This is a genomic window from Luteimonas sp. GW821-FHT14E02 (assembly GCF_058803905.1).
Map to the genome: position 1 here is coordinate 15,478 of NZ_JBXAPK010000013.1, position 12,162 is coordinate 27,639.

17 protein-coding genes are annotated in these 12,162 nt (G+C 65.5%); 10 read left to right on the forward strand and 7 right to left on the reverse strand.

Features of this window, described 5'->3' with window-relative positions:
• Positions 1 to 65: 65 nt before the first annotated feature.
• Complete coding sequence (locus tag AC1RNP_RS17540) at positions 66 to 776, reverse strand: SGNH/GDSL hydrolase family protein (protein ID WP_493052580.1); 711 nt, start codon at positions 774 to 776, stop codon at positions 66 to 68.
• A 248-nt stretch (positions 777 to 1,024) separates the two neighbouring features.
• Here AC1RNP_RS17540 and AC1RNP_RS17545 point away from each other — a divergent pair, with 248 nt between their 5' ends.
• The 10 genes from AC1RNP_RS17545 to AC1RNP_RS17590 all read left to right on the forward strand — a co-directional run bounded on the left by AC1RNP_RS17545 (position 1,025) and on the right by AC1RNP_RS17590 (position 7,975).
• Complete coding sequence (locus tag AC1RNP_RS17545) at positions 1,025 to 1,408, forward strand: diacylglycerol kinase (protein ID WP_493052581.1); 384 nt, start codon at positions 1,025 to 1,027, stop codon at positions 1,406 to 1,408.
• On the forward strand, positions 1,396 to 1,554 hold the full coding sequence (locus AC1RNP_RS17550) for a hypothetical protein (RefSeq protein ID WP_493052583.1): 159 nt from the start codon (positions 1,396 to 1,398) through the stop codon (positions 1,552 to 1,554). Before AC1RNP_RS17545 ends, AC1RNP_RS17550 begins: the two co-directional genes overlap by 13 nt.
• Entirely contained in the window at positions 1,545 to 2,294 is a 750-nt protein-coding gene (locus tag AC1RNP_RS17555; RefSeq protein ID WP_493052585.1) for a TerC family protein, read from the forward strand. The genes AC1RNP_RS17550 and AC1RNP_RS17555 overlap by 10 nt, the downstream gene beginning before the upstream one ends.
• Before the next feature lie 135 nt (positions 2,295 to 2,429).
• Entirely contained in the window at positions 2,430 to 3,065 is a 636-nt protein-coding gene (locus AC1RNP_RS17560; RefSeq protein ID WP_493052586.1) for a LemA family protein, read from the forward strand.
• 58 nt (positions 3,066 to 3,123) lie between these two features.
• Positions 3,124 to 4,029: a TPM domain-containing protein gene (locus AC1RNP_RS17565; protein WP_493052587.1), complete on the forward strand. Its 906-nt coding sequence runs from the start codon at positions 3,124 to 3,126 to the stop codon at positions 4,027 to 4,029.
• Complete coding sequence (locus tag AC1RNP_RS17570) at positions 4,029 to 4,523, forward strand: TPM domain-containing protein (RefSeq protein WP_493052589.1); 495 nt, start codon at positions 4,029 to 4,031, stop codon at positions 4,521 to 4,523. Before AC1RNP_RS17565 ends, AC1RNP_RS17570 begins: the two co-directional genes overlap by 1 nt.
• A gap of 115 nt (positions 4,524 to 4,638) precedes the next feature.
• Positions 4,639 to 5,526: a prolipoprotein diacylglyceryl transferase gene (gene lgt / locus AC1RNP_RS17575; protein WP_493052591.1), complete on the forward strand. Its 888-nt coding sequence runs from the start codon at positions 4,639 to 4,641 to the stop codon at positions 5,524 to 5,526.
• 7 nt (positions 5,527 to 5,533) lie between these two features.
• Positions 5,534 to 6,328: a thymidylate synthase gene (locus tag AC1RNP_RS17580; protein ID WP_493052593.1), complete on the forward strand. Its 795-nt coding sequence runs from the start codon at positions 5,534 to 5,536 to the stop codon at positions 6,326 to 6,328.
• Positions 6,329 to 6,357: 29 nt separating this feature from the next.
• Positions 6,358 to 7,476 carry a hypothetical protein gene (locus AC1RNP_RS17585; protein ID WP_493052595.1) on the forward strand — a complete coding sequence of 373 codons (1,119 nt, stop codon included), beginning with the start codon at positions 6,358 to 6,360 and terminating at the stop codon, positions 7,474 to 7,476.
• Between the two features lie 10 nt (positions 7,477 to 7,486).
• Positions 7,487 to 7,975, forward strand: a complete 489-nt coding sequence (locus AC1RNP_RS17590) for a dihydrofolate reductase (protein WP_493052597.1) — start codon at positions 7,487 to 7,489, stop codon at positions 7,973 to 7,975.
• Here AC1RNP_RS17590 and AC1RNP_RS17595 read toward each other — a convergent pair.
• From AC1RNP_RS17595 to pdxA, 6 genes are all read right to left on the reverse strand, one after another.
• Complete coding sequence (locus AC1RNP_RS17595; RefSeq protein WP_493052598.1) at positions 7,972 to 8,634, reverse strand: DUF1287 domain-containing protein; 663 nt, start codon at positions 8,632 to 8,634, stop codon at positions 7,972 to 7,974. The genes AC1RNP_RS17590 and AC1RNP_RS17595 overlap by 4 nt on opposite strands.
• 10 nt (positions 8,635 to 8,644) lie before the next feature.
• A complete protein-coding gene (locus AC1RNP_RS17600; protein ID WP_493052600.1) occupies positions 8,645 to 9,490 on the reverse strand; it encodes a symmetrical bis(5'-nucleosyl)-tetraphosphatase in 846 nt (281 codons plus the stop codon).
• A gap of 14 nt (positions 9,491 to 9,504) precedes the next feature.
• The gene (gene apaG, locus AC1RNP_RS17605) at positions 9,505 to 9,888 is read right to left on the reverse strand and encodes a Co2+/Mg2+ efflux protein ApaG (RefSeq protein ID WP_493052602.1); all 384 of its coding nucleotides are present in this window, start codon (positions 9,886 to 9,888) and stop codon (positions 9,505 to 9,507) included.
• A gap of 44 nt (positions 9,889 to 9,932) precedes the next feature.
• Positions 9,933 to 10,718 (reverse strand): 16S rRNA (adenine(1518)-N(6)/adenine(1519)-N(6))-dimethyltransferase RsmA, encoded by a 786-nt coding sequence (rsmA, locus tag AC1RNP_RS17610; protein WP_493052603.1) that lies wholly within the window; start codon positions 10,716 to 10,718, stop codon positions 9,933 to 9,935.
• A gap of 4 nt (positions 10,719 to 10,722) precedes the next feature.
• Positions 10,723 to 11,061 (reverse strand): tRNA-binding protein, encoded by a 339-nt coding sequence (locus tag AC1RNP_RS17615; protein ID WP_493052604.1) that lies wholly within the window; start codon positions 11,059 to 11,061, stop codon positions 10,723 to 10,725.
• Positions 11,062 to 11,190: 129 nt separating this feature from the next.
• On the reverse strand, positions 11,191 to 12,159 hold the full coding sequence (pdxA, locus tag AC1RNP_RS17620; RefSeq protein WP_493052605.1) for a 4-hydroxythreonine-4-phosphate dehydrogenase PdxA: 969 nt from the start codon (positions 12,157 to 12,159) through the stop codon (positions 11,191 to 11,193).
• Between the last annotated feature and the right edge of the window lie 3 nt (positions 12,160 to 12,162).

A 12,162-nucleotide genomic window follows, 5' to 3' on the forward strand; every position in this document is an offset into this window, starting at 1 on the left:
CTGATTTATCGGCAAACTGTTTTTTGGCAGCTGGTTTCACCGCGAGCGCCAGCTCCACGTCGCGATCAATGCAAGTGCGGCGCGACGATGGTCCGCCACACATCGTATCCCTGCCGGTTCATGTGCAGGCCGTCCTCGCCGAACAGCTCCGCGCGCGGCTTCCCGTTGGCATCGAGCATCGGCGTGGCGATGTCGACGAAGGTGACGCCGGGCAGGGTGGCCGCATCCGCTTTCAGCAGGGCATTCGCCTCGCGCTGCTGCGGCAGCTGCGCCAGGCGCGCGAGGCTCGGCTTGATCGAGAGCACGACGATCGGAACCTTCGGCAGATCGCGGCGGATGCGCGCGACGAAGGCGCGGAAATCGGACGACACCTGCTGCGGCGTGCGCCCGGCATTGATGTCGTTGTCGCCGGCGTAGAGCACGATGCGGCGCGGCTGGTAGCGAATGGCCACCTGATCCGCGTACCAGACCGAATCGCGCACCTGCGAGCCGCCGAAGCCGCGATTGAGGACCGGCAAGTCGGGAAAGTCATCGGCGAGCGTGGTCCACAGGCGGATCGAGGAACTGCCGGTGAAGACCACCGGCGCGGAGGGTGGCGGATTCGCCGCGTCCTGCTCGGCGAAACGGTTCATGTCCGCGGTCCACTCGGGGGAGGACACGGGATCGAGAGCGGTCTTGGCGGGCGCTTCGGGACGCCCGATATCCGCGGGCGAGGCGCAGCCAGTCGCGAGCAGCGATGCGACCAGCAGGACGAGGAAGAACCGATGCGGGCGCATGGCGTCTCGGGCAGTGGCGGGGATGCTGGTGGAAAGCAGTCCGTGGATAACAGGACATCGCCGCGATTGCAAACGTACCGGTGGCCGCCCTGTGGCAAAATGCGCAATCCGGCCGCCGGCCGCACCGATCCTCCCGCATGCCACCGACCGACGCGCTGGCCTCCGCCCACCGCCGTACCCCCGCCGAGAACGTGACTCCGCTGTCGCGTGCCATCGCGCGGGCGCGGCGCTGAACCGGCGGCTGCGCGATGGCGGATGAATTCGGCCACCTGCCACGCCGCCCGGCGCGGATCCTGCTCGCGGCCAAGTGGTCTATGCAGGGGCTGCGCGCGGCATGGCTGCACGAATCCTCGTTCCGGCTCGAGGTCTACCTGTTCGCGATCCTGGCGCCGCTAGGCGTGTGGCTGGGCGAGAACGGTGTCGAGCGGGCGCTGATGATCGGTTCGGTGTTGCTGGTGCTGAGCATCGAATTGTTGAACTCCGCGATCGAAGCGGTGATCGAACGCTATGGCCCGGAACACCATGAGCTGGCCGGACGCGCCAAGGACATGGGATCGGCCGCGGTGTTCGTGCTGCTGCTGAATGTGGCCGTGGTCTGGGGCGCGATCCTGCTGCCTCGATGGGTGAGCTGACGCGCGCCTTGCGCGGCATGCCGCGCAGCGTCGGCGAACGCCCGGCCATGGATGGGATACGTCCGCGCCAGGATAAGGCAACGCGCCTTCGCGCAGCACAACGCTTTCTGACAATCCAAGAAATGAAGAGAAAAGAATGGATCTGAGCTTCCTCGCTTCCCCCGATGCATGGCTGACACTGGTGACTTTGAGCGCGCTCGAGATCGTGCTCGGTATCGACAATCTGGTCTTCATTTCGATCGCGGTCGGACGCCTGCCCGCGCACCGGCGCCCGATCGCGCGCAAGATCGGCATCGCGGTGGCCTGCATCACGCGCATCATGCTGCTGGTCATGCTCGCCTTCCTGGCGCGCATGGAGCGTGACCTGTTCACGATCTTCGGCATGGGTATCTCGATCCGCGACCTGGTGCTGATCCTGGGCGGCGTGTTCCTGCTGGTGAAGGGCACGATGGAGATCCGCGAGCTGATCAGCGGCGGCCACGACGAGGATCCGCGCACCACCAAGACTTCCTCGGTGTTCTGGGTGGTGATCGCGCAGATCGCCGTGATCGACATCGTGTTCTCGCTGGACTCGGTGATCACCGCGGTCGGCATGGCTCAGCACATTCCGATCATGGTGTTCGCGATCCTGCTGGCGGTGGCGATCATGCTGCTGGCGGCCAATCCGCTGGGCCGCTTCATCGACTCCAATCCGACGGTGAAGATGCTGGCGCTGGCCTTCATCCTGCTGATCGGCGCGGTGCTGATCCTGGACGGTTTCGGCGTGCACGTGCCCAAGCCCTACATCTACTTCGCGATGGGCTTCTCGGTGCTGGTGGAGTGGCTGAACCTGCTGATGCGCCGCCGCGCCTCCCAGCACCATGTGCCCGGCGCGGGCGAGTGGTAATCGTTTTCGGCCACGGGTGACGGCCGCATGTGATTGCGTCGTCACCCGCCGGATGCTGGAATTCAGGCTGCAGCGGCCCCAGATGTGCGTAAAGTGCCGCTCAACAAGCCCGCTCAACAAGCTGGAGAATCGCCCATGCGTATCCTTTCGCCCATGCGGATCGTCCTGATCGCATTGCTCGCCGCCCTGCTGTCCGGATGCGGCTACAACGAGATCCAGCAGAAGGACGAGGCCGTGAAAGCCGGTTGGTCCGAGGTGCTGAACCAGTACAAGCGCCGCGCCGATCTGATCCCCAACCTCGTTCAAACGGTCAAGGGCTATGCCGCGCACGAGCAGCAGGTGCTGACGCAGGTGACCGAGGCGCGCGCCAAGGTCAGCCAGATCAACGTCAAGGCGGACGATGCCGCGTCGCTGGCGCAATTCCAGAAGGCGCAGGGCGATCTGTCGCAGGCGCTGTCGCGACTGATGGTGGTGACGGAAAACTATCCCAACCTGAAAGCCGACCAGCAGTTCATCGGCCTGCAGACGCAGCTGGAAGGCACCGAGAACCGCATCACCGTGGCGCGCGGCCGCTACATCCAACTGGTGCAGGACTACAACACCTACATCCGCTCGTTCCCGCAGGTGGTGATCGCGAAGATCTTCGGCTACGCGGTGAAGCCTAACTTCACGGTCGAGAACGAAGCGCAGATCCAGAACGCGCCGAGCGTGGATTTCGGCAATTCGCAGCCGCCGGCACAGCAGGCGCCCGCGCCGCAGCCGGCCAACTGAGCCTGATCGGGCCAAAGCCGCTTCCGCCGTTGCGGAAGCGGCGCCCCGGGAGTTCGATTTGCCGCGGCTGACCGCCATCCGTCTGTTCGTATTGCTGCTGTTGCTGCCTTGCGCGCTGGCCTGGGCGCAGCAGTTGGCGCCGATCCCGGCGCTGGATTCGCCAGTCGTCGACACCACCGGCACGCTCGATGCCGCGCAGAAGCAGCAACTCGAACAGCAGGCCCTCGCGCTGCAGCAGCGCAAGGGCAGCCAATTGCAGGTGCTGATGGTGCCGAGCGTGCAGCCGGAAACCATCGAGCAGTACGCCGTGCGCGCTTTCGAGCAGTACAAGATCGGGCGCAAGGGCGTCGACGACGCCGTGCTGCTGGTGATCGCCAAGAACGATCGCAAGGTACGCATCGAAGTCGGCTACGGCCTGGAAGGTGCGATCCCCGACATCACCGCCGGGCGCATCATCCAGGAGTATCTGGTGCCGAAATTCCGCGCCGGGGACTACGGCGGCGGCATCCTCGACGCCACCGCGGCGCTGACCAAGCTCATCGACGGCGAGCCCTTGCCGGAGCCGATGGCGGACACGCATGCGAACGGACGCGGGCAGGGCGACGGCGGCAGCTGGATCTTCGCCCTGTTCGCAGCCTTCATCGTCGCCAACATCGCCCGCGGCCTGTTCGGGCGCACGCCCTCGGGCATTCGCGGGCTGCTGACGGGCGCTGCCGCCGGCGGTGTGGCCTGGCTGATCTCCTCGTTCCTGGTCCTGGGCGGCGTGGCCGCCTTCTTCGGTTTCCTCTACGGCCTGATCAAGCTGCCGGCCGGCAGTTTCGCGCGCGGTGGCGACTGGGGCGGCTTCGGCGGCGGTGGTTGGGGTGGCGGTGGTGGAGGATGGGGTGGCGGCTCTTCCGGCGGCGGCGGCTGGTCGGGCGGCGGCGGCATGAGCGGAGGCGGCGGCGCCTCGGGAGGCTGGTGATGAAGCGCCTGTTGCGCCATCTGTTCCCGCCTTCCTCGCGCCGTCTGTTCCCGGAGGACGGTCTGCACCGCATCGCCGACGCGGTGAAGGCGGGAGAAGACCGGCATCGCGGCGAGGTCTGCTTCGCGGTGGAAGCCGGACTGCCGGCGATGGCGGTGCTGCGCGGCATGCAGGCGCGCGACCGCGCCCACCAGGTCTTCGGACAGTTGCGCGTCTGGGACACCGAGGCCAACAACGGCGTCCTGCTCTACCTGCTGCTCGCCGACCATCGCATCGAGATCGTCGCCGATCGCGGCCTGAAGGGCCTGGTCAGCGACGAACAATGGCGCGGCGTCTGCCAGCTGATGGAGGAACGCCTGAAGGCCGGTGACGCACAAGACGCGGTGATCGCGGGCGTGGCTGCCGCATCAGACCTGCTCGCGGTGCACTTCCCACGCGCGCCGGGCGACGTGGACGAGAACGAGCTGCCGGATCGGCCCTATCTGCTCGACTAGCGCGCTCGTTCGAGCGAAGCATGCCCGTTTGAGGGATCTGACCGTGGTTCGGTGTCCGGCCACCGCTCCGACAGGCACAATAGGCCCCTTGGATTGACCAGGAGTGCCTCGCCCGATGCTTTATCTGCACCAGATCGACCCGATCGCGTTCCGGATCGGTCCCGTGGCCGTGCATTGGTACGGATTGATGTATCTGTTGGGATTCATTGCGGCCTGGTACCTCGGGCGCAGCCGCGTGCGTGCCGGCCGTCTGCCGGGCGTGGATGCCAACGCCTACGGCGATCTGATGTTCTACGCCATGCTCGGCGTGGTGCTGGGCGGCCGCATCGGCTACATCCTGTTCTACGACCTGCGCACCTACATCGAGCATCCGCTGCAGGTCTTCAAGATCTGGCAAGGCGGCATGAGCTTCCACGGCGGCCTGCTCGGCGTGGTGGTGGCGATGTTCTGGTGGGGGCGGCGCCACAAGCTGCATTTCTTCGACGTGGCCGATTTCGTCGCGCCGCTCGTGCCGCCGGGACTGGGCTTCGGGCGCCTGGGCAATTTCATCAACGGCGAACTCTGGGGCAAGGCCACCGGCGGCAACTGGGGCGTGGTGTTCCCGCAGGACCCGGAAGTCTCCAGGCTGATCCTGGATCCGACGATGCTGCGCGCGCAGTTCGAATCCGGCGCGCTGAACATGTATGCGCGTCATCCCTCGCAGCTGTACCAGTTCGCGCTCGAGGGCGTGGCGATGTTCGTGATCCTGTGGTGGTACTCGAGCCGTCCGCGCCCGCGTTATGCGATTTCCGGGTTGTTCGCGCTGCTGTACGGAGTGTTCCGCTTCGCGGTGGAATTCGTGCGCCTGCCGGACGAGAACCTGGGTTATCTTGCCTTCGGCTGGCTGACGATGGGACAGCTGTTGAGCGTGCCGCTGATCCTGATCGGCCTGTTCTGGCTGTGGAAATCGCATCGCGCGCCGACGTTGCAGCCACAGCCGCCGGCCGCCGCCGAAAAAGCCTGAGATCGTCATGAAGCAATACCTGGACCTGCTGCGACACGTCCTCGAGCGCGGAACGGAAAAATCGGACCGCACCGGCACCGGCACGCGCAGCGTGTTCGGCTGGCAGCTGCGCTTCGACCTCGAGGAAGGGTTCCCGCTGGTCACCACCAAGAAACTGCATCTGCGCTCGATCGTGCATGAGCTGCTGTGGTTCCTGAAGGGCGACACCAACATCGCCTACCTGCGCGACAACAAAGTCACCATCTGGGACGAGTGGGCCGACGCGCGCGGCGAACTCGGACCGGTGTACGGCAAGCAGTGGCGCCGCTGGGCCACAGCCGAAGGCGGCGAGATCGACCAGATCAAGTGGGTGATGGAGGAGATCAGGCGCAATCCCGATTCGCGCCGCCTGATCGTCTCGGCCTGGAACGTCGCCGACCTGCCGCAGATGGCGCTGATGCCTTGCCACGCGCTGTTCCAGTTCTACGTGGCCGATGGCCGGCTCAGCTGCCAGCTCTACCAGCGCAGCGGCGACATCTTCCTCGGCGTGCCCTTCAACATCGCCAGCTACGCGCTGCTCACGCACATGGTGGCGCAGGTGACGGGGCTGCGTGTGGGCGATTTCGTCCACACGCTGGGCGACGCGCATCTGTATTCGAATCATTTCGAGCAGGCCCGCGAGCAGCTCACGCGCACGCCGCGACCGCTGCCGAAGCTGCATCTGAATCCCGATGTGTCCGATCTGTTCGCCTTCACCTACGACGACATCGAGATTCACGGTTACGACCCGCTGCCGGCGATCAAGGCGCCCGTGGCGGTTTGATCATTGACAACGAGCGCGGGGGGCGGCTCATGAGCATAGGGAAGAAAGCCTGGGGAATCCTGGCCTTGTTCGCCGCGGCGCTGGCGGCCGAGGCGAAGCCCATCGACATTCTGGGCGCCCAGGTGGATCTGCCGTTCGAGTTCACGGTCTTGAGCACGGAAGACGCGCGCAATTCGGGCAGTGCATTCTCGGCCAGTCAGCGAAAAGAACTGGAGATCCGCGACGAGGCGGGCAAGACACATCAGGTGATGTTGTTCGCGGTGTATGTCACCTCCGCGCGAGTCTCCAATGCCGCGCTGGAGGAGTTCATGGACAAGGACGCCAGCGAAGCCGCGGCGGAGAAGGGCGTCCGCGAATCCGCCAGTCTCAAGGTTGACGGGTTTCCCTTCCATTTCATCGATGGGCCGATCGACAACAAGAAATATCCGCAGCGCATGTCGCTCTACGGCGTGATCAACGGCGCCGTCTATCGCCTTGTTTTGTTTGCGCCGGGAGAGCAGTTCCTGACCGCGGAACTCGCCGGCAGGCTGAAATCGGCGAAGATCGACTATGTCAGGCTGCTCAAGATCAAGCCCGAATTCGAGGAAGAAGCCAAGCTCGCGGTGGTCGACGACACGCTCGATACGCCTCTCAGCCGTATCGAGCTGGATAAAGATACGCGTGCCCGCCTGTCCAACAGTACGGTGCTGACCGGTGCCGATGGGGCTCCCCTCTATCGGTCCCGCAACTTCGCGCTTTTCAAGGCCGGACTCTGGACGATGCAGAGTCTCGGCGTGTCGGTCGGTTGTGGTCGCGAAAGCGCCCTCGACGAAGACGAGCGTCGCAGCTTCCTGTCGATGAACGAGAAGAAGGACGGCGAAGACGAGGACGAGGAAGACAAGGAGCGCTATACGAATGTGTCGGCACCGCAGCCCGCCACTCTCGCGGGATTGCCCGCGGAAATGGTGAGCGCCAAGGGTGAGAAGGTGAACGTGCTGCGTAGCTTGGCCGTCAAACGTTGGCAGGCGCAGAAGGACGGGACTTTGTATCGCGTGGCGGTCGTTCGTCTGAATGGTTCCCCGGTCGAAAAAATATTGATCGGACAACTGCAGACGGCCCCGCCGATGTGCCAGCTTGGCCTGCAATTCGGCGCGCGTCGGGCGCAATGACGGAACTTAGATGAAGCTCGTCCTGATTGCGGCGCTCGACCGTCACAACGCGATCGGAAAGGGCAACACGCTGCCCTGGCATCTGCCCGACGATCTGAAGCGCTTCAAGGCGCTGACGCTGGGCAAGCCGGTGCTGATGGGGCGCAAGACCGCACAGTCGCTGGGGCGCGTGCTGCCGGGACGTCGCAATCTGGTGCTGACGCGATCCGGGCAAATACCGTTCGAGGGCATGGAAGCGGTCGCTTCGCTGGAGGAGGCGCGGATCGCCGTGCGGGATGCCGAGGCGTTGTGCGTGATCGGCGGCGGCGAAATCTATGCGTTGACGTTGCCGGTGGCGACCGTGCTGCATCTGACTCATGTCGACACGATTGTCGAAGGCGCGGATGCGTTCTTTCCTGAGTTCGATCGCGATGCCTGGCGCGTGATGTCGCGCGAGCCGCGCGCCGCCGATGCGAAGCATGCGTTCGCGTTCGAGTTCGTGGAATACCAGCGCGCTTAGCCGGAAACAGTGGACAACATCGGTCGGTAGTGACCGATGATCTCGTAGCCGAACAGCAGGTTTTCTTCCTGCGTTCCACTGCCGATGTTGTGCAGGATCAAGGGAATCCGGTCGTGCGTGGTGCGGTCGGAGACGATGCCGATGTGCAGCACGCCGCGCCCGAGATCCCAGGCGACGATGTCGCCGGGGTGATAGTCGGAAGCCCGAGCCGTGATAGGCCGCCGCCAGCCTTGCCGGTCGAACCAGACCATCTGATTCGGCACGCGGCGATGATCGATGTTCCGATCGGCTGCGAGCCCGCGCCAGCGCGCCGGATAGAGCCCGGGATGCGCGAGGCGATTCTCGTGGATGCGCTGCTGCAGGTCGATGCCTTGCGTGCGCAACGCACGGATGATCACATCGGTGCAGACGCCGCGCGTGAACGGGACATCGCCGCCGGGGTAGGCGAGGCGGACGTAGGCGGGATCGTAGACGCGGGTCGCCCCGATCTGGCTGCGCGCGGCGCGGACCAGTGGTGGAGACTGCGTGGCCGTCGTGGCGGGACTTTGCGCCGCCGCCGGTTTTTTCGCGACAGCCGTATCGCCTTGCGGCCGATCCGGCGTGCAGGCCGCAAGCGCGATGCCGCCGATGAGCGCGAAGCCGCAAATCCGTTGCAGCATGTCGCGGAGCTCAGGGCGTTCGCGGAACGGGGGGCGGCACCGGACGTCCCGGCACCTGCACGATGCGCAGGTCTTCGCCGTCGAGCCGCAGCGCTGTGAGCTTGCCGCCCCAGACCGCACCGGTATCGATGGCGTGCACGCCGTGGCCGATGAACAAGCCGAGCGTGGACCAGTGGCCGCAGACGATCTTCAGATCGCGCGGCGCGTGACCGGGCACTTCGTACCACGGATACAGCCCGGGCTGCTGCGAGCCCGGCGCATTCTTCTCCTCGAAGGCGATGCGCCCGCGCGGCGTGCAGTAGCGCATGCGGGTGAACACATTGATGATGGCGCGATCGCGATCGAGGCCGGTGAGGTTCGGCGCCCAATGCGGGCGATCGCCGTACATGCGCTTGAAGAGCTTGCGGAAACTGTCGCCGCGCAGCTTTTGCTCGACTTCGCGCGCGTACTGCTCGGCCAGCTGCGTGGTCCATTTCGGCGCGAGGCCGGCGTGCACCATCATCCAGCCGAGATCGCGGTCGGCATGCAGCAGCGGCTGCTGGCGCAGCCAGTCGAGCAAGGTGTCGCGATCCTCGGCGAAGAGCACACGCTGCAAGTCGGGGTTGACCTTGCGCTGCTCGTTTTCCTGGCGTTCGCCGATCGCGAGCAACGACAGGTCGTGGTTGCCAAGCACGCAGACGGCGTTCGCGCGCAGCGAATGCACCAGCCGCAGCGTTTCCAGCGATTCGCCGCCGCGGTTGACGAGATCGCCGCAGAACCAGAGTTTGTCCTGCGCGGGATCGAACGCGATTTTCTCGAGAAGTTTCTGCGTGGGGGCGTAACAGCCCTGCAGGTCACCGATTGCCCAGACAGCCATGCGTCAGGGCCGCCTCAATGCAACGTGCGCGGCATCGACAGCGTGAACGGCGGGATCGGCGCATCGAAATGCGTGCCGTCGTCGCCGATCATGTCGTAGCTGCCTTGCATGGTGCCTACAGCGGTGGCGAGGACCGCGCCCGAGGTGTAGGTGAACTGCTCGCCGGGCTCGATGCGCGGCTGTTCGCCGACCACACCGTCACCGCGCACTTCCTCGATCCGGCCGTTGGCATCGGTGATCACCCAGTGGCGCGAGAGCAGCTGCGCCGGCAGGCGGCCCAGGTTGCGGATGCGGATCGTGTAGGCAAAGACGTAACGATCGTCCTCGGGTGCCGATTCCTCGTCGAGGTAGCGGGTCGAGATCTGAATCTCGAGGGTGTAGTCCGATGTCTCGTCCATGTCGGAAGTGTAAGCGCAATGTCTGAATACTTGGACTACGCAGCTCAGATTTGGTTCGCCAGACGTATGAAATCGGTCACGGGAAGCTGCTCGGCGCGCGCTTGCGGGTCGATCCCGGCCGCGGTGATCGCATCGCTGTCGCAGAGTGTCTGCAGGGCATTGCGCAGGGTCTTGCGGCGCTGTCCGAATGCGGCGCGCACCAGGTCGGCGAACCGGCGCCGATCACGGATGCCGACCGCCGCCGCTGGTCGCGGCACCAGTCGCACCACTGCCGAATCCACCTTCGGCGGCGGCCGGAACGCACCGGGCGCGACGGTGAACAGGGCCGACACCTCGCAATACGCCTGCAGCATCACACTGAGGCGCCCATAGACCTTGCTGCCGGGGCCGGCGGCCATGCGGTCGACCACTTCCTTCTGCAGCATGAAATGCATGTCGCGGATCGCCGCGGCGTGATCGAGAGCGTGGAAGAGGATCGGCGAGGACAGGTTGTAGGGCAGGTTGCCGACCAGTCGGATCGGGCCGCCGTCGCCGGCCAGGTCTGTGAAATCGACATTGAGCACGTCGGCATGGATCAGCGTGAGCGCGCCATGTGCCCGCGCCTGTTCGGTCAGCGGCGCGAGCAGGTCGCGGTCGAATTCGATCGCGGTGAGTGCGCCGTGCCGGTCGAGCAGCGGGAAGGTCATCGCGCCCTGGCCGGGGCCGATTTCCACCAGGCGGTCGCCGGGTTTCGGATCGACCGCGAGCAGGATCTTCTCGACGATGCCGCGCTCGTGCAGGAAGTGTTGGCCGAGAGACTTCTTGGCCGGTTCGCGGAAGTGGAGGCTCATGCGATCACAGCAACCGCGTGCCGAGCGGCACTTCATGCTCGGGCATGCACAGGGTGACGCGGCCCTCGGCATCGTGGAAGCCGGTCACCAGGCATTCGGACATCAGCGGGCCGATCTGCTTCTTCGGGAAATTCACCACCGCCACGACGAGGCGGCCGACCAGTTGCTCCGGCGCATACAAGGCCGTGATCTGCGCGCTGGATTTGCGCACGCCGAGTTCGGGGCCGAAATCGACCTGCAGGATGAAGGCCGGCTTGCGCGCCTGCGGGAACGGCTCGGCCGACATCACGCGGCCAACGCGCAGTTCCACTTTCATGAAGTCGTCCCAGGCGATTTCTTGCATATGGGATTCGGGATTTGTCATTTGATAAAGCGTAACCGTTTTTGCCCGTCATTCCGGCGAAAGCCGGAATCCAGCTTTTTTTTCCGAAGGGCTGGATTCCGGCTTTCGCCGGAATGACGAGCCTGATGGCTACCGATGTGCCAGTCTCGCGCAGGTCTTGATCGCCGCGAACAGGCTCGATGCATCGGCGACACCCTTGCCGGCGAGATCGAGCGCGGTGCCGTGATCGACCGCGACGCGCGGATAGGGCAGGCCCAGAGTGAGATTCACGGCGCGTTCGAAGCCGCTGTACTTCAGCACCGGCAGGCCTTGGTCGTGATACATCGCCACGACCGTGTCGAATCCGGCCAGCTTCGCTGGCAGGAAGGCGGTATCGGCCGGCAGCGGGCCGTGCAGGCGCATGCCTTCGGCGCGCAGGCGTGCGAGCGTCGGTTCGATGACTTCGATTTCCTCGCGGCCGAGATGTCCGGATTCACCGGCATGCGGATTGAGCCCGAGCACGCAGATCGCGGGATCGGCGATGCCGAAACGCTCGCGCAGGGACGCGTGCACGATGCGCAGGCAGCGTTCGAGTGCCTCGGGCGTGATCGCGTCGGCCACGGCGCGCAGCGGCAGGTGCGTGGTGACGAGAGCGACGCGAACGATGTCGTTGGCCAGCATCATCACCACGTCGCGGCCGGCGTGTTCGGCAAGCAGTTCGGTGGTGCCGCTGTAGGCGATGCCGCCGGCGTTGATGGTGGCCTTGTGGGTGGGGCCGGTGACCATGCCATGGAAGGCGCCGGACAGGCAGGCATCGGCGGCTTTGCGCAAAGCGCCCACCACCGCGGCGGCATTGCGAGGATCGGGCGTTCCGAACGTGGCGGAAACGGCGTTCGCGACGGGGATCAGCGGCAAATCACCGGGGCGTTGCGGGCGTTGACCGGGATCGAGCAGTCGCAGAGGCAATCCCAGTGCGTCCGCGGCCATCTGCAAGGTCTGCGGATCGGCGAACGCGGTGATGCCGCAATCTTCGCGCGGCTGCTGGGCCGCGCGCACGCACAGTTCCGGCCCGACGCCGGCCGGCTCGCCCGGGACCAGCGCCAACCGGGCGGGTGTCATCTC

Coding starts and splice junctions, on each gene's coding strand:
- AC1RNP_RS17540 (WP_493052580.1), bottom strand. CDS start 776: ATGCGCCCGCATCGGTTCTTCCTCGTCCTGCTGGTCGCATCGCTGCTC.
- AC1RNP_RS17545 (WP_493052581.1), top strand. CDS start 1,025: ATGGCGGATGAATTCGGCCACCTGCCACGCCGCCCGGCGCGGATCCTG.
- AC1RNP_RS17550 (WP_493052583.1), top strand. CDS start 1,396: ATGGGTGAGCTGACGCGCGCCTTGCGCGGCATGCCGCGCAGCGTCGGC.
- AC1RNP_RS17555 (WP_493052585.1), top strand. CDS start 1,545: ATGGATCTGAGCTTCCTCGCTTCCCCCGATGCATGGCTGACACTGGTG.
- AC1RNP_RS17560 (WP_493052586.1), top strand. CDS start 2,430: ATGCGTATCCTTTCGCCCATGCGGATCGTCCTGATCGCATTGCTCGCC.
- AC1RNP_RS17570 (WP_493052589.1), top strand. CDS start 4,029: ATGAAGCGCCTGTTGCGCCATCTGTTCCCGCCTTCCTCGCGCCGTCTG.
- lgt (WP_493052591.1), top strand. CDS start 4,639: ATGCTTTATCTGCACCAGATCGACCCGATCGCGTTCCGGATCGGTCCC.
- AC1RNP_RS17580 (WP_493052593.1), top strand. CDS start 5,534: ATGAAGCAATACCTGGACCTGCTGCGACACGTCCTCGAGCGCGGAACG.
- AC1RNP_RS17585 (WP_493052595.1), top strand. CDS start 6,358: ATGAGCATAGGGAAGAAAGCCTGGGGAATCCTGGCCTTGTTCGCCGCG.
- AC1RNP_RS17590 (WP_493052597.1), top strand. CDS start 7,487: ATGAAGCTCGTCCTGATTGCGGCGCTCGACCGTCACAACGCGATCGGA.
- AC1RNP_RS17595 (WP_493052598.1), bottom strand. CDS start 8,634: ATGCTGCAACGGATTTGCGGCTTCGCGCTCATCGGCGGCATCGCGCTT.
- AC1RNP_RS17600 (WP_493052600.1), bottom strand. CDS start 9,490: ATGGCTGTCTGGGCAATCGGTGACCTGCAGGGCTGTTACGCCCCCACG.
- apaG (WP_493052602.1), bottom strand. CDS start 9,888: ATGGACGAGACATCGGACTACACCCTCGAGATTCAGATCTCGACCCGC.
- rsmA (WP_493052603.1), bottom strand. CDS start 10,718: ATGAGCCTCCACTTCCGCGAACCGGCCAAGAAGTCTCTCGGCCAACAC.
- AC1RNP_RS17615 (WP_493052604.1), bottom strand. CDS start 11,061: ATGCAAGAAATCGCCTGGGACGACTTCATGAAAGTGGAACTGCGCGTT.
- pdxA (WP_493052605.1), bottom strand. CDS start 12,159: ATGACACCCGCCCGGTTGGCGCTGGTCCCGGGCGAGCCGGCCGGCGTC.